We start from the raw sequence: 22,490 nt of genomic DNA, 5'->3' as shown, positions 1-22,490 counted from the left end.
TCCCCGGAGGTCAACCGCGCACCCAGCCCCGCGCCACGGCCAGCACGCCGGCCTGGAAGCGACTGCTCGCGTTCAGGCGGTTCATCAGACCGGCCGTCATACGACGCACCGTACGCACGGACACCGCCAGCTTGCGGGCGATCATCTCGTCGGTGAGCCCCCGGGCGAGAAGCTCCAGTACCGCGCGGTCCTGGGCGGTGAGCCCGTGTGAGTCGCGGGTGCGGTCCTCGCCCAGGGGGGAGGAGTGGTCCCAGGTCCGTTCGAAGAGGGCTTGCAGCGCACTGACCACGCCCATGTCCTCGAGAGCGAGGACGGCGGCATCCGCGACCTGCGGATTCACGGGAACGATCGCCAGGGAGCGGTCGTAGATGAGCAGTCGTGTCGGCAGGTGCGGTACCGTCCGCACCTGCCCGCCCTGCTGGGTCAGCCACTGTGCGTACGCCGTGGTGGCCGCGTCGTTGCGGACGCTGTCGAGGTAGACGTAGCGGACGCTCACCCCCCGCTTCAGCACGGCGGAGTCGAGCGGCTTGGCGGCGTCCAGACTCTCGGCCGGCTGGCCACCGCCGGTGGCGAAGACGGCGACTTCGGAGGTGCAGGTCTCGGCCATGGTCCGGATGAGGGACTGGATCGCCTCCCTGCCCTCCAGCCGCCGGGCCCCCCGGTGCTGATCGGCCGTGTCGGCCTCGGCGTGCTCGGCGAGCAGTTGGAAGACCACCTGACGGCTGGCGGCGATCTCCTTCTGGCGCCGGATCAGCTCCTCTTCCTGACGGTCCAGGAAGGAGATGAGGCTGCGCCTGATCCGGGCGATTCTGAGTTTCGCGTCCTCGCTTCCGGGACTCAGCGAGGACAGGTGGATCAATTTATTGAAGGCCGCGGTCACTCTTTCCGGAGACCAGCCGAGAACTTCGGAAAGGTCTACCACGCTGAGATTCGGTTTCTCCAGCAGCACCTGGTAAACAGATTCTTCATCGCGATTTATATCCAAGTTTTCCGCCATGGTGTTCCCCCGTTGTTCTCGTCACCGCCGCGTGTCAGCCGGCTGTCCCGCCCCGGCATCGTGATGACAGAAAGAGAGTCACCCGTCGCCCTTCGGCTCGGTCGCCGCGCGCGCCATGTCGTCCTCGGGCCCCGGTGGCAGGACCCAGCCACGGGTCGCCGCCAGCACACCCGCCTGGAAGCGGCTGCGGGCCCCGAGGCGGCTCATCAGTCCCGACGTGAGGCGCCGGCCCGTACGCACGGACACACCCAGCCTGCGCGCGATCACCTCGTCGGTGTCGCCTGCGCACAACAGTTCGAGCAGGGTGCGTTCCTGGTCGGTGAACTCGTCAGCGCCGCTGTCCGCCGCCGAACCCAGCGGCGTGGCCTGCTCCCACACGTGGTCGAAGAGGGTGAGCAGAGCCCTGACGGCGCCCGTGCCCTCGATCGCCACGGCCTCGGCGTTCGGTTGGGCGGGGTCGATGGGCACGATGGCCGAGTAGCGGTCGAAGATGATCATCTGAGGCGGCAGGCGCCGTGCCGTACGCACCTGTCCGCCCCGGGCGGTCAGCCGGTCGGCGTACTGGACGGTCGCCGCGTCGGTGAGGACGCTGTCGGGATAGACGCGGCGCAGGTCGACGCCGCGGTCCAGCATCGCCGAGTCGAGCCGCTCGGCGGCCTCCAGACGCTCCACGGAGGGGGAGCTGCCGACCTCCAGCGCGGCGATCTCCACCTGACAGGCCGCCGCGAACTGGTCGATCCTCTCCCGCACCGCCTCCGGATCCGGCAGCCGCACGACGTCGGGGCGGTCCTCCGGGGCGTTGTACGCGGCTATCACCTGGGTGACCGCGGTGCTGCTGGCGGCCACGCGCCTGCGGTGGTCGAGCAGCGTCGCCTCCTCATCGAGGAGCAACGCCGCCAGGGCCAGTTCGGGCCGGACCAGGACCGGTCTGCCGGTGCTGTCCGGGGGCAGCTGGACGAGGGAGCGCCGGGCCAGGCGGTTGATGGCGGCCGAGACCCTGCCCGTGGGCCAGCCGAGATGGGTGGCCAGCTCGGTCACGCTCATGTGGGAGTTGGTCAGCATCGCCCGGTACGCGGACTCCTCGTCCGGGTGCAAGCCGAGACTGCTGGTTAACACCGGCGGCTCCAAAGTGCCCCTGCGTTCCGGGCCGGTTCGCCCACCGGAGGGAATGGGAAGCGGGTGCACTTCGTCCAGCACATTCCCTCACGTGTGAGCTGTATGTCGGGTGATCGGTCGTAGATCTCCTACGGATTGTAAAACAGTTGGTTCGATCTTGTGGCGTTGGATTTCACAACTTCCACATTCGGTAAATTTCCTGATCAATATCCTTTCGACCTCAGTCCGTTGCGGAAACATGCCAGGTCAGGTCGGCGTCCACGGCGGCGGCGGCCCGGCCGAGGGCGCTCGCGGGAACAGGGGTGTCTACAGAAAGACCGGCCAGGGCGGTCCGGCCCGCGTCCTTCGAGACCTGCATGGCGGCGATGTCGACGCCCTCCGCGGCGAATTCCCCGCCGATCGCGCCGATCGCGCCGGGCCGGTGCGGGTAGCGCAGAAAGCAGAGGTCACCGCGGAGCGGCAGATCCAGCTCATGGCCCAGCGCCTCGACCAGCCGTTCCTGGAGGCGGATCCCGGCGAGCGTGCCGGTGACGGTGATGACGCTGCCGTCGGGGAGGGCGCCGCGCAGGGTGAGAGCGGAACGGTGGCCGGCGGCGTCCCGGCAGGTCGACAGCCGCGAGGTGAGGCCGCGCTCCCGGGCGACCAGCGGGGCGTTCACATGACTCACCGCGCTCGCGGCGGTGCCGTCCAGCACCCCTTTGAGCGCGGCGAGTTCGAGTATCCCCGGGGCCTGCTCCGCGATCTCGCCCCGCAGCACGACCTCGAGCTGCGCGGGGACACCGCCCGCGGCCCGGGTGAAGACCCGGCCGAGCCGCTCGGCCAGCGGCAGCCACGGACGGACCGGCTCCGGGACCGGGCCGCCCCGGACGTTGACGGCGTCGGGCACGTGCTCACCCGCGAGGGCGAGCCGCACCGAGCGGGCCGCGGCGACGCCGGCCTTCTCCTGGGCCTCGGCGGTGGAGGCGCCCAGGTGGGGGGTGACCACCACGTTGTCCAGCGCGAACAGCGGCGAGTCGGTGCACGGCTCGGTGGCGTACACATCGAGTGCGGCGCCCGCGACGCGCCCCTCCTTCAGCGCGGCGTACAACTCGTTCTCGTCCACGATGCCGCCGCGCGCCGCGTTGACGACGCGCACGGTGGGCTTCATCCGGCTCAGCGCGTCGAAGCCGATCAGGCCCGTCGTCTCCGGAGTCCGGGGCAGATGGACGGTGAGGAAGTCGCACCGGGCGAGGAGTTCGTCGAGGGGCGACAGCCGCACGCCCGTGGCGGCCGCCTGGGCGGCGGTCACGTAGGGGTCGTAGGCCACCACGTCCATCCCGAAGGCGGCCATGCGCCGGGCGACGAGGCCACCGATGCGGCCGAGGCCGACGACACCGAGCACCTTGCCGCTCAGTTCCACGCCGGACCAGCGGCTGCGCTGCCAGGAACCGCTCTTCAGCGCGGCGTCGGCCTGCGGGATGTTGCGGGCGACGGCCAGCAGCAGGCCGACGGTCAGCTCGGCGGCGCTGGTCACATTGGAGACCGGGGCGTTGGCCACCAGGACACCGGCCTCGGTGGCGGCCGGGATGTCGACGTTGTCCAGGCCCACCCCGGCCCGGGCCACCACCTTCAGCCGGGGCCCGGCGGCGATCGCCTCCCGGTCCATCCGGGTGGCGCTGCGCACCAGTACGGCGTCGGCGTCGGCGAGGGCGGGCAGCAGGGCCACGCGATCGGAACCGTCGACGTGGCGTACGTCCACGTCGGGGCCGAGGGCGTCGACCGTGGCCGGGGACAGCTCCTCGGCGATCAGAACGACGGGGTGACGGGTCACGGGGACTCGCCCCTCTCTGCGAGGGCCGGACGGGCCCGCCCGGCGGGAGGTCGGAAAGGAAGGCGGTCACACACGTGCGCGTCACGGTGCGGCCGGGGCTCAGAAGGAAACGGGGCCAGGACCGGTGACGAACCGGTCCTGGCCCCGCCGCGGGCCGGAATCGGAGAGCGCTCAGTCCGACATGGCGACGAGAACCCGCCGCGGGCCGGTGAACGGGCGGCGGCCGTGGCCGACCAGCAGGTTGTCGATGACCAGCACATCGCCCGCGCGCCAGTCGACGTCGACCGCGTTCTCCAGGCCCCGGTCGCGCACCTGGAGCACATACGCGTCCGGGATCGGGCTGCCGTCCGCGAAGGTCACGTACTGCGGCAGCTCGCTCGGCGGCATGATCTGGGCCAGGGCCTTGGCCGTCTCGTCACCGAGCGAGGCCGGGTGCCACTGGTCGGACTGGTTGAACCAGACCTCGGTCCCGGTGTCCGGGTGGCGGACCGTGGAGTGGCGCACCTGGCTGACCATCAGGCTGTTGCCCGGCCCCCAGCTCCAGTCGGCACCGGCCTCCTTGAGGAAGGCGTCGACCTCGTCCCGGTCGTCCGTCTCGAAGGTGTCCTGCCAGCTCTTGCCGAGCCCCCTGCCGCCGTGCAGGTTCTGCGTGTAGCGCACGCCGCCCCGGAAGGCCTCGCGCACCTCGTCGTCCAGGGACTCCAGCCACAGCGCCGCGTCGACGACCGGGGTGGCGCCGCCGGTCTCGGGTGCGACCGCGCAGTAGAAGGTGAGGCGGGTGGGCCAGGCGTGGGCGTACGACATCTCGTTGTGCATCGAGATGGTGTACTCCTGCGGATACTCCGTGGAGGTGTACACGTTCGAGCCCACCTTGGTGCGGGGCGAGTTGCCGTGCACGTAGGCCAGGCGGCGCGGCAGCAGACGGTCGAGCACCGGGTCGAGGCCGTCGGCGGGCACGTGGAACCCGCGGAAGACCACGGCCTTCTCCCGGACGAGCAACGCGTCCAGGTCGGCGGAGTCCAGGTGCGCGACGAGTGCCTCCGGGGTGCCGTCGGCGCCGATGTCTCCCGGCGTCACCTCCAGCGGCGCCCAGCCATTGCGGTCGCTCATGGAGCGTTTCCTTTCCTGTGGGGCGGTGTGGGTCAACGAGCGGCCGGCGGGGCGAGCCGGGACAGGAAGGCGTTGTACCAGAAGACCGAGTTGCCCTCGCTGTGGACCGCGTACAGCGAACCGTCGGGGGCCGTGGTCAGCTGGTCGACCTGGGCGCCCTTGGTGAGGGAGCTGTCCGTCACCCACGCGCTGCCGTTCCAGCGGACCAGCTTCGGGGACGAGGCGAGACCGGCGTAGAGCTGCCCCCCGTGGTAGGCGAAGGTCGGCCAGGAGGCGGGAGTGTCGTGGCGGGTCCAGGTCTTGCCGTTCCAGTGGCTCACCTTGTCCGCGGAGGCGACCCATGTGTCGTTCGGTCCGTTGCTGATCACTTCCTTCAGGGTGTACATCTCGCCCGGCGTCTCGGGCACCGGCACCTCCTTCCACGCGGTGCCGTCGTAGTGCATGGCGAGCGGCTGGTAACCGCCGGTGCCACCGCCCTTGTTGCGGTAGCCGACGGCCCAGATGTCGGTGGGGGAGTTGACGTCGACGGCATCGAACTGGCCGTCGATCCCGGTGAGCTTCGTCGTCTTCCAGATGCTGCCGTCCCAGCGGGTCACCATCGGGTGCCAGCCGCCGCCGTCCGCACGGTAGTTGCCGACCGCCCAGACGTCGTTGCGGCTGACCGCCTGGGCGTCGAGGACCTCGGCGTTCTTCGGCTCCGGGTTGAGGTTCGACGTCCACTTGGTGCCGTCGTAGTGGTTGAACCGGTAGCTGCCGGTCGTCGCGTACCTGCTTCCGAAGACCCACAGGTCGTTCACGCCGGTGCCGGCGAGGACGCCGACCTCGGCGTCCGAGGGCGTGGTCACCTGCTTCCAGGCGGTACCCGTCCTCTGCCACAGCTTGGGCGAGGACGTGCACTCGTCGAAACAGAAAGGCACGCTCTTGGCGTAGGCGTTCTGGCTGTCGAACGGCAGGACGGAGATGCTCGCGTAGGTGGTGGGCACCGTCAGCGACTCCCAGGAGGTCGCGGCGCTCGCGGGTGAGGCGACGAGCCCGACGCCGACGGTCGTGGCCGCGGCCGCGGCGAGGACCGCTGCGGTGTGCCGGGAGGTGCTCTTGATCATGTGTGCTCCCTTGTCGTGGTTCGTCGGGGTGCGTACGGCCGTGATGTGCCGCGTCACGGCAGGAAGCCCTCCACCGGCACACCGAGCCCCTGGGCGCGGGCAGTGGTGAGGACGTCGTGGGCCAGGGCCATGTCCAGGACTCCGAGCCCGAAGGGCGCGTAGACGACGGTGCGGCCCGGCTCCGGGACGAACGCCCCGTCGGTGCCTTCGTCGAGGAGCAGCCGGCCGATGGTCGGATCGATGAACTCGCGGTGACCGGCCGCCTGTACGGCCAGGTCCAGCGAGGTCCGCTCGCGCACCGCGTGATCGACGTCGTCGACGATGTTGTGCGCGTCGAGCAGCGACTCGGGCAGCAGGTCGCGCAGCGAGATGTGCAGGACGACCGTGCCCGGCACGGCTGCCTTCAGGTCCAGGTGCGGTTCGATCGCCGAGGTGGCGACGGAGACCAGGCCGTGTGCCGCCAGCGCCCGTTCCGCGCTGTCGAGCGTGACGACCTCGGCACCGGGGAGCACCGCGGCGGCACGCGCGGCGAACTCGGCGGCCCGCTGCGGGGAACTGTCGTACAGGGACAGTGTCTTCAGCCCGGGAACCGCCGCCCGCACATGGCGCAGGATCTCCAGGTTGATGACCCCGCAGCCGATCAGCGCCAGGCCGTCCGGGCGCCGGTCGCGGGTGAGCAGCTCCGCGGCGAGCGCGGCGCTGGCGGCGGTGCGCGCGGCGGAGATCAGCGAGCCCTCGATGAGGGCCTCGGGCCGGCCGGTCTCCAGCGAGTTGAGGATGATCGACGCGCTGGCCCGCTCGATGCCCCGCTCGATGTTGGCCGGGAAGGAAGCGATCCACTTCATGCCCGCGACCGGCGTCTGCCCGCCCCGGTAGGCGGGCAGGCCGATGATGCGGTTGCGCGGCTGTCCGGGGAAGCGGAGGAACACGGAGTGCGGTACCGCGGTGTCGCCCTGCGCGTGCACGCGGTAGGCCTCGCCCACGGTCCGGATGTTGTCGAGTTCACGGCCGTCGAGGATCTGCGCGACCTCGGAGTGCCGCAGGATGAGCATGACGGGATTCAGTCCTTCCACAGGTGCGCGCGGCGGTCCGGGAACACAACCGGGCGCCGGCACGTCGGAACGGATCGTGTCGAGGTCGAGTGCGCGATCACCGTCGCGCGGCCCGGGTGGTGGCGGCAGCCGGGCCGGAGTTCTCCACGAGCACCGGCACATGGGTCACCGGGGACGGCGGTCCCCCGGCGCATCGATCCTGCGGGGGGCTCCTATCACGGACCTATACGGCCGGTATGTGGTCGTCTCCGCGCTCGGGCAGGTCCGGCTCGGGGCCGCCCGAGGCCGGATGGGCGGCGGCCCGGACGGCGGGCACCGCGGCCGCCGCCAGGGCGGTCACGCCCATCAGCACGGCGACCGCGAGGACGGTGTGACGGCTGCCCCAGCCGTCCAGCATCACCCCGCCCGCGAGCGCCCCGAGCGCGCTGGCGCCGTACGCGAACATGCCCGCCGCCCCGGCCGAGCGGCCCAGTATCTCGTCGGGGGTGATCCTCAGCTGGTAGACGGCGGCCACCACGTTGAACAGCCCGCTGACATAGCTCATCGCCCCGCACGCCAGCCCCATGAGCAGCGGCTGGCGTACGACCGCCACCAGCGGCACGAGCACCGCCCACACTCCGAGTCCGCCGATCAGCACGGTCCGCAGGTACAGGCGTGGGATCCACCACTGGGCGCTGAGCGCGCCCAGCATTCCGCCGATCCCGCCGGCCGCCAGCACCACGCCGACCGCGACCGGCGACCGGCCCTCCTCCTCGACCAGCGCGAACGGAACGGCCAGCATGACCACTTGGAACAGCACGTTCGTGGCGGCCACCAGGGACACCGCGGCCCGCAGGAACCGCTGCCCGAGAAGCCACCGCACCCCCTCGCGCATCTCCCGGACCAGCGACCGACGGCCGTCGCGCTTCCGGTGGTCCTGGAAGTCCCGCCGGATCAGCAGCAGGGTGAGCAGCGACAACAGCTGACCGAGGGCCGCGAAGGCGAACGGCAGCCAGCGGGTCAGGGCGAACAGCGCGGTCCCCAGCGGCCCGCCGATCAGCCCGGCGGCCCGGAAACGCGTCTCGTTGCGGGAGAGGGCGGCCCCCAGCTGGTGCGGGGCGACCACGTGGCGCACCGCACCCTGCTCGGCCAGTTGGTGGACCAGGCCCAGGCTCGTCTCCAGCAGGGCCACCGCCATCAGATGCGGCAGCCAGAACCGCCCGGCGGCGGCCGTGACGGCCACGCTCAGCAGGGCCGCCGCCCTGCCCACCTCGCAGGCCACCATCAGCCGCTTGCGGTCCCACCGGTCCACCAGCGCACCGGCCGGCAACTGCACCACCAGGTTCGGCAGCAGCGCGGCGAACGCCACCAGACCGGCGGCCTGCCCCGACCCCGTGTGCCAGAGCGCCAGCAGCGCGTACCCCGCGGCGCCGGCCCGCGACCCGAGCACGGACAGCCCGCTGCCGCTCCACAGCAGCCAGAAGTCCCGGTTACGGCTCAACCGCGGTGTCCTGTCGACCGCGTCCCCTTCGGTCACGGTGCTCATCGCGCACCGCCGATCCGGCGCAGCACATCACCGAGAATCCGGCCGATGGCAGCCACCGGAGCGGCGTCCATCATGCCGGCGTGGCTGGACTCGATGCCGTACTCCTCGATCGGGCCCGCGGAGTACGGCTCCCAGGCGGTGAAGTCGGGGCTGCCCGGGGGCCGTTCCAGCAGGGCCGTGAAGTACACCAGGGGCGCATCGAGCGGCTCGGGCAGGTAGTCCCGCAGGATCAGGCTGGTGTTCACGGAGGTGTCCCACATGGCGCCGATCTGCTCCCGGGACAGCCCCTTCATCACGCTGAGTTCCTTGCGCAGGGTGCGGCCGAGTTCGGAGTCGTCCCGCTCGAGCCACTCGAAGGCCTCCGCGTCGACATCGAAGTCGGCGACCACCTTGTGGAGCCGCTCGCGCTCCATCGCGGGTGTGGGCTTGTCCATCAGGTCGCTGGGGCAGGAGTCGAGCAGCGCGACCAGCGTGACCGGCTCGCCGAGCCGACGCAGCCGCACCGCGACCGCGTGCGCCACGTTGCCGCCCACCGACCAGCCCAGCAGCTGGTACGGCCCGTGCGGCTGTATCCGGCGGATCTGCTCGACGTAGTCGTCGGCCATCTCCTCGATCGTCCGCGCCGGGCGCGTCCCGTCGCCGGCGATGCCCCGGGCCTGGAGCCCGTACACCGGGAACTCCTCACCGAGGTAGGGCACCAGCCGTCCGTAGCACCAGCTCAGACCGCCCACCGGATGCATGCAGAACAGCGGTGTCCCGGTGCCCTGCGCGCGGAGCGGCAGCAGGACGTCGAGCGAGTTGTCGGGTCCGCCGTCCTGCTCCAGGAGCGCGGCGAGCGCGGCCACGGTCGGCGCCTGGAACAGGCTGCGAAGATGCAGCTCCACCCCGAGCACCGCCTGTACCCGGCTCACCAGCCGGGCCGCCAGCAGTGAATGCCCGCCCAGGGTGAAGAAGTTGTCGTCCACCCCGACCCGGTCCAGGCCGAGAACGTCGCAGAACAGCTCCACCAGCGTCTTCTCGACCGGTGTGGCGGCGTCGCGGACCTCGCCCCGGCTCTGCTCGGGCGCGGGCAGCGAGGCGCGGTCCAGCTTCCCGTTCGGACTGAGCGGCAGCGCGTCCAGCACCACGAACGCCCCCGGCACCAGCTGCGCGGGCAGCCGCTTCTCCAGTGCCCGCCGCAAGGTGTCCGCTGTCGGTGCGGCCCCGGGCCCGGGCACGACGTACCCGGTCAGCAGCTGCCTGCCCGGCACGTCCTCCCGCACCACGACACCGGCCTGCGCGACTCCGTCCACGGCCGCCAGCAGCGCCTGGATCTCTCCCAGTTCGACGCGGACGCCCCTCAGTTTGACCTGGTCGTCGAAGCGCCCGTGGAACTCGAGTGTGCCGTCGGCCCGCCACCGCGCGATATCGCCGGTCCGGTACATCCGGGCACCCGGACGCGAACCGTACGGGTCCGCCACGAAGCGCTCCGCGGTCAGCCCGGGACGGTTCACGTACCCGTCGGCCAGATCGTCACCGGCGAGATACAGCTCACCCGTGGATCCCACCGGAACGGGCCGCAGCCACCGGTCGAGCACATAGCAGCGGGCGCCCCTGATCGGCCGGCCGATCGGCAGCCGGGCACCGTCCCGCGCCTCCTGCGCCGTCACCGGATGGAAGGTCGCCGTCATCGTCGATTCGGTGGGCCCGTACTGGTTCACCAGCCGCCAGTCAGCCCCGATCGCCGCGGCCCGCCGCACGTGCGCGGCCGTCAGCTCCTCGCCGCTGACCAGGCCGGTCCGCAGCCACGGCGAGGGGACGTCGTCCTCCCCGGCCGCGTCGCGCGCCGCGTCCGCGAGCGCGTCCAGCATGGTCGGCACCAGGGCCGGCAGCACGGTCACCCGGTGCCGCCGCAGCAGCCGCAACAAGGCCGCGGGATCCTTCGCCTCCTCCGGCCCGGGTACGACGAGCCGCGCGCCGGCCGTCAATGGCCCGAAGATGTCCCGCACGGACGGGTCGAACGACACCGACGCGAGGTTCAGCACCGTGTCGCCGTCCCCGAGTCCGGTCAGTTCGTGGAGGTATGCCAGGTAGTTCACCACCGCGTCGTGGCGGATGACCACACCCTTGGGGCGCCCGGTCGAGCCGGAGGTGTAGATGACGTACGCGGGCATCCGGGCCGCCGCACCTACGTCCTCCGGGGCGAGCGGCCCGGTCGTGGGCCACGCGCCCGGCTCCCGCACCTGCTCGAGGTCGTCCAGGAGAGCGACCGACTCGACGTCTTCCAGCATGAACGCGATCCGCTCCGCCGGATACGTGGGATCGACCGGCAGGTAGGCGGCCCCCGACTTCAGGACACCGAGCAGCGCGACGATCAGTTCCACGGACCGGGGCAGCGACACGGCTACGACCCTGCCGGGCCCCGCCCCGTCCGCGACCAGCCGGTGGGCGAGCCGGTTGGCCCGGGCGTCGAGCTCGGCGTAGGTGAGCTGTTCGTCGCCGTGGACCAGAGCGATTCGCTCGGGGGTGGCGGACGCCTGCACCTCGAAGAGGTGGTGCAGGGTGCCGGGGGTCGTCACTGAGGGAGCGCCGTCCGGCGGGCGGTTCCACTCCTCCAGGAGCCGATGGTGTTCCTCGGGGGTGAGGAGTTCGTACCGCGAGAGCGGTTCGTCGGGGCGTTCGACGACGGCTTCGAGGAAGCGTACGAGCCGTCGGCCGAGCAGGTCGACGGTCTCCGGGTCGAACAGGTCGGCCGCGTACTCGATCGCACCCGTCAGCCCGCCGCCCGGCGCATCGCGCACGGTGAAGGACAGGTCGAACTTGGCCTGCTCTCGCTGCACTTCGAGCTCGCTCGCCGTGATGTCGTCCCCGAGGTCCAGGACGCCCTCGCTGTTGTTCTGGAAGTTCAGGGCGACCTGGAAGAGGGGGTGACGGGCGAGGGAGCGTTCGGGGTTGAGGACCTCGACGAGGCGCTCGAAGGGGGTGTCCTGGTGGGTGAAGGCGTGGAGGTCCGTCTCCCGGGTGCGGTGGAGGAGGGTGCGGAAGGTGGGGTTGCCGCTGGTGTCGGTGCGCAGGACGAGGGTGTTGACGAAGAACCCGACGAGGTCGTTCAGTGCCTCGTCGGTACGTCCGGCGATGGGAGCGCCGATGGGGATGTCCTCGCCCGCGCCGAGCCGGGTGAGCAGTCCCGCGAGGGCGGCCTGCACGAGCATGAACAGGCTCGCGCCGGACTCCCGGGCGAGCGCCTGAAGCCTTCCGAGCAGTTCGGCGTCGATGCTCCAGTACGCGCATCCGCCCCGATGGCCGGCCACTGCGGGCCGCGGCCGGTCGGTGAGCAGACCGAGCTCGGCGGGCAGCCCGGCGAGTTCGGTACGCCAGTGCGCGAGTTGACGGGCGGCACGGCTGTCGGGGTCGTGCTCGTCCCCCAGCAACTCCCGCTGCCACAGCATGTAGTCGGCGTACTGCACGGGCAGCGGCTGCCAGTCCGGTGCGGAGCCCTGGACGCGGCTGCGGTAGGCGGTGGACAGATCGCGGGCGAAGGGCGCGAAGGACCAGCCGTCGGCCGCGATGTGGTGCACCACGAGAAGCAGCACGTGCTCGGTCCCCACCGCGAACAAGCTTGCGCGCACCGGGAGCTCGGCAGCGAGGTCGAAGGGCCGCGCGACGGCGGACGCCAGCAGGCTCGTCAGCTGCTCCTCGGACGCCACCCGCCGATCGAGTTCCGGCTCGGCCTCGGCACCGGACAGCACCTTCTGCACAGGTTCGCCGTCGTGCTCCTCGAAGACGGTGCGGAGGGTCTCGTGCCGGTGCACGACATCGGTGAGGGCTTGCTGGAGCGCTTCCGCATCGAGGTCGCCGTGAAGACGCACGGCGAGGGGCATGTGGTAGGTGGGGCTGCCGCCCTCCATCTTGTCGAGGAACCACAGACGCTGCTGGGCATGCGACAGCGGGGTGTGCTGAGGCCGAGGGACGCGGGCCATGAGGGGCGGACGACGGTCATCGCCGTCCTCCATGCGCTGGGCCAGCAGGGCGACGGTGGGGGCTTCGAAGATCGTGCGCAGGGGGAGTTCGACGCCCAGGGCCGTGCGGATACGGCTGGCCAGGCGTGTGGCAAGCAGGGAGTGCCCGCCCAGGGCGAAGAAGTTGTCGTCGATGCCGAGGGGGGTGTCGATGCCGAGGACCTGGCCGAAGAGGGTGCACAGGAGTTCCTCGCGCGGGTCGCGTGGCGCGCGAGTGGTGGTGGGACTGAGATCCGGAGCGGGGAGAGCCCTGCGGTCGAGCTTGCCGTTCGGCGTGAGGGGAAGCGCCTCCAGCCCGATGTAGGCGGAGGGGACCATGTGCTCGGGCAGGTGCGTACGGAGAGTGGTGAAGTCCGGTGTGCTGTCGGCTTCGGCGACGTAATAGGCGGTGAGACGGTCGTCGCGGATCAGGACAGCCGCCTGAGCGATACCGGGCAGCTCAGCCAGACGGGTCTGGATCTCCCCCAGCTCGACACGCTGACCACGGATCTTCACCTGGTCATCGGCGCGACCCAGATACCGCAGCTGACCGTCCCCGGTCCACGACACGATGTCGCCGGTGCGATACATCCGCTCACCACGCCCACCGTACGGATCGGGCAGGAACGCCTCCGCCGTCAGCTCGGGACGCCGCGCGTAACCACGAGCCAACTGCACACCGGCAAGATAAAGATCACCGGGAGTACCCGTGGGAACAGGCTGAAGACGCTCATCGAGCACATACACCCGGGTGTTCCACACAGGCCGGCCGATGGTGACTGCCTCACCGAGACGGCACGACGTGTGCGTGACATCGATGGAGGCCTCCGTCGGCCCATAGAGATTGTGCAGTTCAGCGTGGGGCAGGGCCGTGAAGAAGGCATCACGGGTCGCGGAAGGCAAAGCCTCACCGGAGCAGATCACCCGCCGCAGAGAACGACACGCACCGCCCCCGATCTCACCGAGAAACACCTGCAGCATCGACGGCACGAAATGGGCCGTCGTCACTCCCTGCCGCTCGATCAACCGAGCCAGATACAACGGATCCCTGTGCCCCTCAGGCTCCGCGATCACCATCACGGCACCCTGCAGAAGAGGCCAGAACAACTCCCACACCGAAACATCGAACCCGGTCGGTGTCTTGTGCAGCACACGATCCCGATCCCGAAGCCGGTACTCGTGTTGCATCCACGCCAACCGGTTCACCACACCGGCATGCGCAACCACCACACCCTTAGGACGCCCCGTAGAACCAGACGTATAAATCACATACGCCGCACACGCCGGATCGACCGATATGCGAGGATCATGACCCGGCTGCCGGTCCAGCAGATCCGCGAAGCTGCTCTCGTCGATCACATACGCCGCACCGGAATTGTCGAGCATGTACTGACGCCGCTCAGCGGGATACCCCAGATCAACCGGCAGATAAGCCGCCCCCGCCTTCAACACACCAAGCAGAGCGGCCACCATCTCCACAGACCGGGGCAACGCAACCGCCACCACCGACTCCGGCCCCACACCCCGCCCCAACAACCCATGAGCAATACGGTTCGCCCTGGCATTGAGCTCGCTGTAGCTGACCTGCTCCTCACCGAACACCAATGCACAAGCATCCGGCGTCGCAGCAACCCGCTCCTCGAAACGCTCATGCAACGTGCCGGGCCCGTCGACCTCGACAGAGGTGTCGTTCCACTCCTCCAGCAACCGCTGCCGCTCGGTCTCGTCCAGGACCTCCACATGGTGGAGCGGGGTACCGGGGGCTGATTCGAGTGCTGCGACCATGTGCTCGGCCGTCACGCTCACGAGTTCACACATCGCCCGTGGATCGATCGCGGCCGCGGTCTGAGCGGTGATCGTGAACGCGGCGCCGGTGTCGTCCACCGAGACGGTGACCGGGTAGTTGGTGCGCTCGTGGGCGTGCACCAGCTCGATGCCTTCCAGCACCGCGCCCGTGGTGGAAGCCTCGTCGAAGTCCTGACTGTGCCGGTAGTTCAGCAGTGAGGTGAACAGAGGTGTGCGAGCCGGCACGCCGCTGAGCTGTTGGGCCAGTGACAGCGGGGCGTGTTCGTGGACGACGAGGTCGGCCAGCTGGTCCCGCATGCCGGAGACGGCGTCGGCGACAGTGACCGAACCACCGCGCATGCGTACCGGCAGGGTGTTGATGAACAGGCCGGGTATGCGGTCAGCCCCGGCTCCCGCGTGCATACGGCCGAACAGCACAGTGCCGAAGACGACGTCGTCCCGTCCGGACGTCGCAGCCGTCACACGGCTCCATATGACGTGGAACAGTGTGGCCGGGCTGGTGCCGTGACGCCGAGCCTGTGCACGCAGGCGAGCGGAGAGTCCGAGATCCAGCGGCAGCGACGCCTGGGCGACGCCGGAGCCGTCGCCATGGACTTCGAGGGCACCGTACGGAGCGGACGGCTCGGTCACATCACCCAACAGGGAGGCGAAGTAGGCCTCGTGTTCCGCCTGTGGAACGCCCAGACGCGCCTGGGCGACCACTTCGCGGAACGGCAGCGGTGGCGGAAGCTCGTTCTCCCTGCCGTCGAGTATCGCGCGCACTTCCTCCAGCACGACGGAGAGTGCGGTGTGGTCCTGGATCATGTGGTGGAACTGAAGAACGGCGTGCAGCGGCTGTCCTTCGGCCGGTTCGGTGACGTGCAGGCGCACGAGAGGCGCCGTACGCAGGTCCATCACGGACGGGCATGCCGCCAACAACCGCTCCACCACGGTGCCATCACGTTCCGGCCGAAGGGTGGCCACGGGGATCTCGGCATGACGCACGACGACCTGTACGGGCTCCGCAATTCCTTCCCAGAAGACGGCGGTGCGCAGGATGTCGTGCCGGTCGACCACCTTCTGCAACGCAGATCGGAAACGGTCGAAGCGGCTTCGGGAGTCGAAGCGAAGCACCACCGGCAGTACATAGACGTCGTCGCCCTCGCCGGCGGTCATGAGGTGGTGGAAAAGGATGCCTTCTTGCAGGGGTGCCAGCGGGTACAGATCCGCGACGTTGGAGACGCCGCCCGGAACCCGGGTGAGGACCGAGTCCACTTCCTCCGCGCTCAGGTCGATCAAGGGCAGCATGTCGGGAGTGATCGCCACCGCGTCCGTCGGGATGCGGTTGGGGGGCGCCGCCACCGTGTCGCGCCCGGCCGCCGCGGCCAGACTGGCCACGGTCGGGGCGGAGAACAGGGTCCGCACATCGATCGACACGCCACGCTCGCGGAGACGCTCCACCAGGGTGACGCCCAACAGGGAGTGTCCGCCCAGGGCGAAGAAGTTGTCGTCGATGCCGAGGGGGGTGTCGATGCCGAGGACCTGGCCGAAGAGGGTGCACAGGAGTTCCTCGCGCGGGTCACGCGGGGCCCGATACGTGCCGGAACTCGTGGCGGGGTCGGGTGCGGGGAGGGCTCTGCGGTCGAGCTTGCCGTTCGGCGTGAGGGGAAGCGCCTCCAGCCCGATGTAGGCGGAAGGGACCATGTGCTCGGGCAGACGCTCCCGCAGGACGGAGAAGTCCGGTGCGGCGTCGGCGTCGGTCACGTAGTAGGCGGTCAGACGGTCGTCGCGGATCAGGACGGCCGCCTGGGCGATACCGGGCAGTTCGGCGAGACGGGTCTGGATCTCCCCCAGCTCGACACGCTGACCACGGATCTTCACCTGGTCATCGGCGCGACCCAGATACCGCAGCTGACCATCCCCGGTCCACGACACGATGTCGCCGGTGCGATAAATCCGCTCACCACGCCCACCGTACGGATCGGGCAAGAACGCCTCAGCCGTCAGCTCGGGACGCCGCGCGTAACCACGAGCCAACTGCACACCGGCAAGATAAAGATCACCCGGCGTACCCGTGGGAACAGGCTGAAGACCCTCATCGAGCACATACACCCGGGTGTTCCACACAGGCCGGCCAATAGTGACCGCCGCATCACCAGGACGGCACGACGTGTGCGTAACGTCGATGGAAGCCTCAGTCGGCCCATAGAGATTGTGCAGCTCGGCGTGCGGCAAAGCCGTGAAGAAGGCATCACGGGTCGTCGAAGGCAAAGCCTCACCGGAACAGATCACCCGCCGCAGAGAACCACACGCAGCGCTCCCGATTTCGCCGAGAAACACCTGCAGCATCGACGGCACGAAGTGAGCCGTCGTTACCCTCTGCCGCTCGATCAACCGAGCCAGATACAACGGATCCTTGTGCCCCTCAGGCTCCGCGATCACCATCACAGCGCCCTGCAGAAGAGGCCAGAACAACTCCCACACCGAAACATCGAACCCCGTCGGTGTCTTGTGCAGCACACGGTCATGTGCCGCCAACCGGTACTCGTGCTGCATCCACGCCAACCGGTTCACCACACCCGCATGCGCAACCACCACACCCTTCGGACGCCCCGTAGAACCAGACGTATAAATCACATACGCCGCACACGCCGGATCGACGAAGACGACCGGATTGTCCTCCCGCCATTCCCGGAACTCGGGAAGAGTGCTCTCGTCGATCACATACGCCGCATCGGAATTGTCGAGCATGTACTGACGCCGCTCAGCGGGATACCCCAGATCAATCGGCAAATAAGCCGCCCCCGCCTTCAACACACCCAACAGCGCGGCCACCATCTCCACAGACCGGGGCAACGCAACCGCCACCACCGACTCCGGCCCCACACCCCGCCCCAACAACCCATGAGCAATACGGTTCGCCCTGGCATTGAGCTCGCTGTAGCTGACCTGCTCCTCACCGAACACCAGCGCACACGCATCCGGCGTCGCAGCAACCCGCTCCTCGAAACGCTCATGCAACGTGCCGGGCCCATCCACCTCGACACAGGTGTCGTTCCACTCCTCCAGCAACCGCTGCCGCTCATCGGGAGCGAGGAGTCCGTAGTCGGCCAGCGGACGGTCAGGGTCGGCGGCGACGTCCTCACAGAGCTTGACGAAGCGCGCGGCCATGCCCTGCACGGTTGCGTGATCGAACAGGTCGGCCGCGAAGTCGATGCTGCCGCGCAGCGCGCCGTCAGCAGAGGTGACCACGTTGAACATGAGGTCGAACTTGGCCGCGTTCATCGCGACTGCCTGGGCGCTCGCCTCAAGGCCGGGCAGTTCGAAGGGGGAGGACGCCAGGTCGTCCTCGACGTTCAGCATGACCTGGAAGAGAGGGTGCCGACCAGCCGAACGCGCAGGGTTGAGCTCTTCGACGATCCGCTCGAAGGGGATGTCCTGGTGGCTGTAGGCGTGGAGACCCCTTTCCCGGGTGCGGTGGAGGAGGGCCCGGAAGGTGGGATCGCCACTGGTGTCCGTGCGCAGGACGAGCGTGTTGACGAAGAACCCGATCTGGTGGTGCAGGGCTTCGTCGGTGCGTCCGGCGATGGGCGCGCCGATCGGGATGTCGTGGCCTGCCCCGAGTCGGGTGAGGAGGCCGGCGAGCGTGGCATGGACGAGCAGGAAGAGGCTGGCCCCGGACTCCCGTGCGAGCCCCTCCAGCTTCTGGCGTACGGCGATGGGAAGCTCCCACGCCACGCTGCCGCCCCGGTGACTGGGGTGGCGTGGACGCGGTTTGTCGTACGGCAGCGCGAGCTCATCGGGCAGATCGGCGAGTTCGGTTCGCCAGAAGGCGAGTTGGCGGGCGGCCCGGCTGTCGGGGTCGTGCTCGTCGCCGAGAAGCTCGTGTTGCCAGAGCGTGTAGTCGGCATAGTGGACCGGAAGGGGTGCCCACTCGGGTGCCTCACCTCGGGTCCGGGCCCGGTAGGCGTCGGACACGTCCTGGGCCAGCGGCGTCAAGGACCAGCCGTCGGCCGCGATGTGGTGCACGACGAGGAGCAGCACGTGCTCAGCCGGACTGATGGTGAAGAGCGTTGCCCGTAGGGGCATGTCCGTCTTCAGGCTGAAGGGCTGTGCCGCGGTGGACGCCAGCAGGCTCGTCAGCTGCTCCTCGGAGGCCGGCACTCGTGCCAGCCTGAGCTCGGCCTCGGCACCCGACAGCACCTTCTGCACGGGTTCGCCGTCGTGTTCCTCGAAGACGGTGCGGAGGGTCTCGTGCCGGTGCACGACATCGGTGAGGGCTTGCTGGAGTGCTTCCGCATCGAGGTCGCCGTGAAGACGCACGGCGAGGGGCATGTGGTAGGTGGGGCTACCACCCTCCATCTTGTCGAGGAACCACAGACGGCGCTGGGCGTGGGAGAGGGGGGTGCGCTCGGGCCGGGGGTTTCGGGCGAGGAGCGGCGGCCGGTGCTCGGTGTCACCGTCCATGTGCTGGGCCAGCAGGGCGACGGTGGGGGCTTCGAAGATCGTGCGCAGGGGGAGTTCGGCACCCAGGGCCGTGCGGATACGGCTGGCCAGTCGCGTGGCAAGCAGGGAGTGCCCGCCCAGGGCGAAGAAGTTGTCGTCGATGCCGAGGGGGGTGTCGACGCCGAGGACCTGGCCGAAGAGGGTGCACAGGAGTTCCTCGCGCGGGTCACGCGGGGCCCGATACGTGCCGGAACTCGTGGTCGGGCCGGGTGCGGGGAGAGCCCTGCGGTCGAGCTTGCCGTTCGGCGTGAGGGGAAGCTCCTCCAGCCCGATGTAGGCGGAAGGGACCATGTGCTCGGGCAGACGCTCCCGCAGGACGGAGAAGTCCGGTGCCGCGTCGGCGTCGGTCACGTAATAGGCGGTCAGACGGTCATCGCGGATCAGAACAGCCGCCTGAGCGACACCGGGCAGCTCGGCCAGACGGGTCTGGATCTCCCCCAGCTCGACACGCTGACCACGGATCTTCACCTGATCATCGGCCCGACCCAGATACCGCAACTGACCATCCCCGGTCCACGACACGATGTCGCCGGTGCGATACATCCGCTCACCACGCCCACCGTACGGATCAGGCAGGAACGCCTCAGCCGTCAGATCGGGACGCCGAACATAACCACGAGCCAACTGCACACCGGCAAGATAAAGATCACCAGGCGTACCCGTGGGAACAGGCTGAAGACGCTCATCGAGCACATACACCCGGGTGTTCCACACAGGCCGGCCAATAGTGACCGCCGCATCACCAGGACGGCACGACGTGTGCGTGACATCGATGGAAGCCTCAGTCGGCCCATAGAGATTGTGCAGCTCGGCGTGCGGCAGAGCCGTGAAGAAGGCATCACGGGTCGTCGAAGGCAAAGCCTCACCGGAACAGATCACCCGCCGCAGAGAACCACACGCACCGCCGCCCCCGACCTCGCCGAGAAACACCTGCAGCATCGACGGCACGAAATGAGCCGTCGTCACTCCCTGCCGCTCGATCAACCCAGCCAGATACAACGGATCCCTGTGCCCCTCAGGCTCCGCGATCACCATCACAGCGCCCTGCAGAAGAGGCCAGAACAACTCCCACACCGAGACATCGAACCCGGTCGGTGTCTTGTGCAGCACACGGTCATGTGCCGCCAACCGGTACTCGTGCTGCATCCACGCCAACCGGTTCACCACACCGGCATGCGCAACCACCACACCCTTCGGACGCCCCGTAGAACCAGACGTATAGATCACATACGCCGCACACGCAGGATCGACCGCAATACGCGGATCATGACCCGGCTGCCGGTCCAGCAGATCCGCGAAGCTGCTCTCGTCGATCACATACGCCGCACCGGAATTGTCGAGCATGTACTGACGCCGCTCAGCGGGATACCCCAGGTCAACCGGCAGATAAGCCGCCCCCGCCTTCAACACACCAAGCAGAGCGGCCATCATCTCCACAGACCGGGGCAACGCAACCGCCACCACCGACTCCGGCCCCACACCCCGCCCCAACAACCCATGAGCAATACGGTTCGCGAGCGCGTTCAACTCCCCATAAGTAACCTGCTCCTCACCGAACACCAGCGCACACGCATCCGGCGTCGCAGCAACCCGCTCCTCGAAACGCTCATGCAACGTGCCGGGCCCGTCGACCTCGACACAGGTGTCGTTCCACTCCTCCAGCAACCGCTGCCGCTCGCCCGGCAGCAGGAGCGGAAGGTCGGCGATATCTGAGTCCGGGCTGTCGGCGAAGGCGGCGAGGAACTCGACGAAGCGGCGTTGATGGGAGGCGAGTTCGGCTTCGCTGTACCGGCTGGGGTTAGCGGTGAGCTGGAGCTGGAGGCCGCCTTCGCCAGGCACCGGGTAGACCGCGAATTCCATGTCCTCGATGGGGCCCGCGGTGAGTCGGTGTGCTGTGCCGGGGCTTTCGGCGAAGGAGACGTTCAGGTCGAAGCCCAGGACGTTCACGACGGGGCCGAACTGCCGCCCGGCGGGTGTGGAGCCGGCGTCTCCGGAAGGGGAGGCCTCCCGGAGGTCGCGCATGATCTCCTCGTACCGATACTGCTGGTGACGCAGTGTCCCGCGGGTCGCGTCCAGCGCCCTGCGGATGAGGGAGCGGACGGTCGTGCCCCGGCTCGCCTCGACGCGTACCGGAAGGATGTTGGCCGTCATGCCCGGCGTCTGCTTCTCCACGGCGGTGGCGCGGTTGGCGACGGGCAGGCTGAACAGGATGTCGTCCTGTCCGGTCATCCGCCGCAGATAGGCGACCACGGCGGCGATGAGCCCGGTCGACCAGTTGGTACGGGCGAGGCGGGCGGTCGCGGTCAGACGGTCCAGGGTCTCCTGCGGGATACGACCGGCACAGCGCAACGGGTTGTACCCGGCTGCCGGTACCCGGTGTGCGCCGACGCTCAGGGTGGAGGCTTCAGGCAGGCCGACGAGCTGTTCGGCCCAGTGAGCGCGATCGGCGGCGTACCGCTCGGAGGCCCTGTAGGCGACCTCGGCGGAGTGCAGCTCGGCGAGACCGGGCAGCGCACCTTCGGCGGGGTCCCGTCCTTCGCGCAGAGCCGTGTAGATCTCCGCGGTCCGGCGCAGCACGAGGACGCCGCTGTGTCCGTCGACCGTGAGGTGATGGGCGCGCTGGTAGAAGAAGTGGCGCTCCGGCGAGAGCGCGATCAGCGCGTAGGTGAAGAGCGGGTCCCGGGTGACGTCCGTGGCGCGGGCGAGGTCGTCGCGCATCCAGGCCTGGGCCGCCTCCTCGTCCGCGACGTCGATCACGGGCAGCGTCCAGTCGTGGTCCAGATCCTCGATCTGCTGGGCCGGCCCGCTCTCGTCGTCGTCCGCGACGAACCGGACCCGGAGCGCCTCGGTCTCGGCCACGGCCCTGCGGGCGGCCGTACGGAAGTCCCGGAGATCCAGTGGGCCTCGGATGTCGGTGTAGAGACTGACGTAGTACTGCTGCCCTGCTGCGCCCAGTTGCAGGTCGAACCAGATTCCGGACTGCCCGGCGAGGAGCGGGAGACGCCGTGCTGTGTCGGACGGAGTCGTTACGGGCGCGAGGTCGGGGCTGGACATCGGTCACTCCATCCGGGAACGGGGTTCGGGAGAGGCGGGCACATGGCGGCTCGGGGTGACGGGCGGCGAGCGCGCCGAGCCGGTAGCGAGAGAGGGGTGGAACGTGGGCCTGGCTGAACCGAGCGGGCGCGCCCTCCGGTGGGGCGGAGTCGGCGTGGAGCCGCCGAAGGGGAGGGAAACGCGAGACACGGCTTCGTGGTGCGCCCGCGGGGCCGGTACCGGGCTCGGCGGGCTCCGGGGGCGGGTGTCGTGCGGGGCCACGCGGCTGTTCGACGACACTCGGGGCCCTGGTGCGTCGGGGGCGGGCCGGTCCAGCGGGGCCCTGTGGCTCCACGGCGCGGGTCTTGTCAGGAGGGGGCCGCCCGCCCGGTGCGTCACGCGGTGGCGGCAGCCGGCAGCGCGGGGTGGCGGAGCATGGACCTCCAAAGGCGAGCGGTCATGGACGACGAACACCC

8 protein-coding genes are annotated in these 22,490 nt (G+C 69.5%); all 8 read right to left on the bottom strand.

Annotated features, from left to right (window positions below):
- Positions 1 to 10: 10 nt before the first annotated feature.
- Positions 11 to 880, bottom strand: a complete 870-nt coding sequence (locus ACFV20_RS16145) for a LuxR C-terminal-related transcriptional regulator (RefSeq protein WP_385656843.1) — start codon at positions 878 to 880, stop codon at positions 11 to 13.
- Positions 881 to 1,075: 195 nt separating this feature from the next.
- Entirely contained in the window at positions 1,076 to 2,113 is a 1,038-nt protein-coding gene (locus tag ACFV20_RS16140; protein WP_385656840.1) for a helix-turn-helix domain-containing protein, read from the bottom strand.
- A 220-nt stretch (positions 2,114 to 2,333) separates the two neighbouring features.
- Complete coding sequence (gene serA / locus ACFV20_RS16135; RefSeq protein WP_385656837.1) at positions 2,334 to 3,923, bottom strand: phosphoglycerate dehydrogenase; 1,590 nt, start codon at positions 3,921 to 3,923, stop codon at positions 2,334 to 2,336.
- Between the two features lie 171 nt (positions 3,924 to 4,094).
- Positions 4,095 to 5,033, bottom strand: a complete 939-nt coding sequence (locus ACFV20_RS16130) for a TauD/TfdA family dioxygenase (RefSeq protein WP_385656834.1) — start codon at positions 5,031 to 5,033, stop codon at positions 4,095 to 4,097.
- A 32-nt stretch (positions 5,034 to 5,065) separates the two neighbouring features.
- On the bottom strand, positions 5,066 to 6,193 hold the full coding sequence (locus ACFV20_RS16125; RefSeq protein ID WP_385656831.1) for a hypothetical protein: 1,128 nt from the start codon (positions 6,191 to 6,193) through the stop codon (positions 5,066 to 5,068).
- Entirely contained in the window at positions 6,190 to 7,188 is a 999-nt protein-coding gene (gene sbnB, locus ACFV20_RS16120; RefSeq protein WP_385656828.1) for a 2,3-diaminopropionate biosynthesis protein SbnB, read from the bottom strand. Before sbnB ends, ACFV20_RS16125 begins: the two co-directional genes overlap by 4 nt.
- A 223-nt stretch (positions 7,189 to 7,411) precedes the next feature.
- Positions 7,412 to 8,713: an MFS transporter gene (locus ACFV20_RS16115; RefSeq protein WP_385656825.1), complete on the bottom strand. Its 1,302-nt coding sequence runs from the start codon at positions 8,711 to 8,713 to the stop codon at positions 7,412 to 7,414.
- The gene (locus ACFV20_RS16110) at positions 8,710 to 22,035 is read right to left on the bottom strand and encodes an amino acid adenylation domain-containing protein (RefSeq protein WP_385656822.1); all 13,326 of its coding nucleotides are present in this window, start codon (positions 22,033 to 22,035) and stop codon (positions 8,710 to 8,712) included. The genes ACFV20_RS16115 and ACFV20_RS16110 overlap by 4 nt, the downstream gene beginning before the upstream one ends.
- Positions 22,036 to 22,490 lie beyond the last annotated feature (455 nt).

Source organism: Streptomyces sp. NPDC059696 (genome assembly GCF_042733745.1).
Classification (GTDB): Bacteria; Actinomycetota; Actinomycetes; order Streptomycetales; family Streptomycetaceae; genus Streptomyces.
This window is presented reverse-complemented; position numbering and strand designations above follow the sequence as displayed.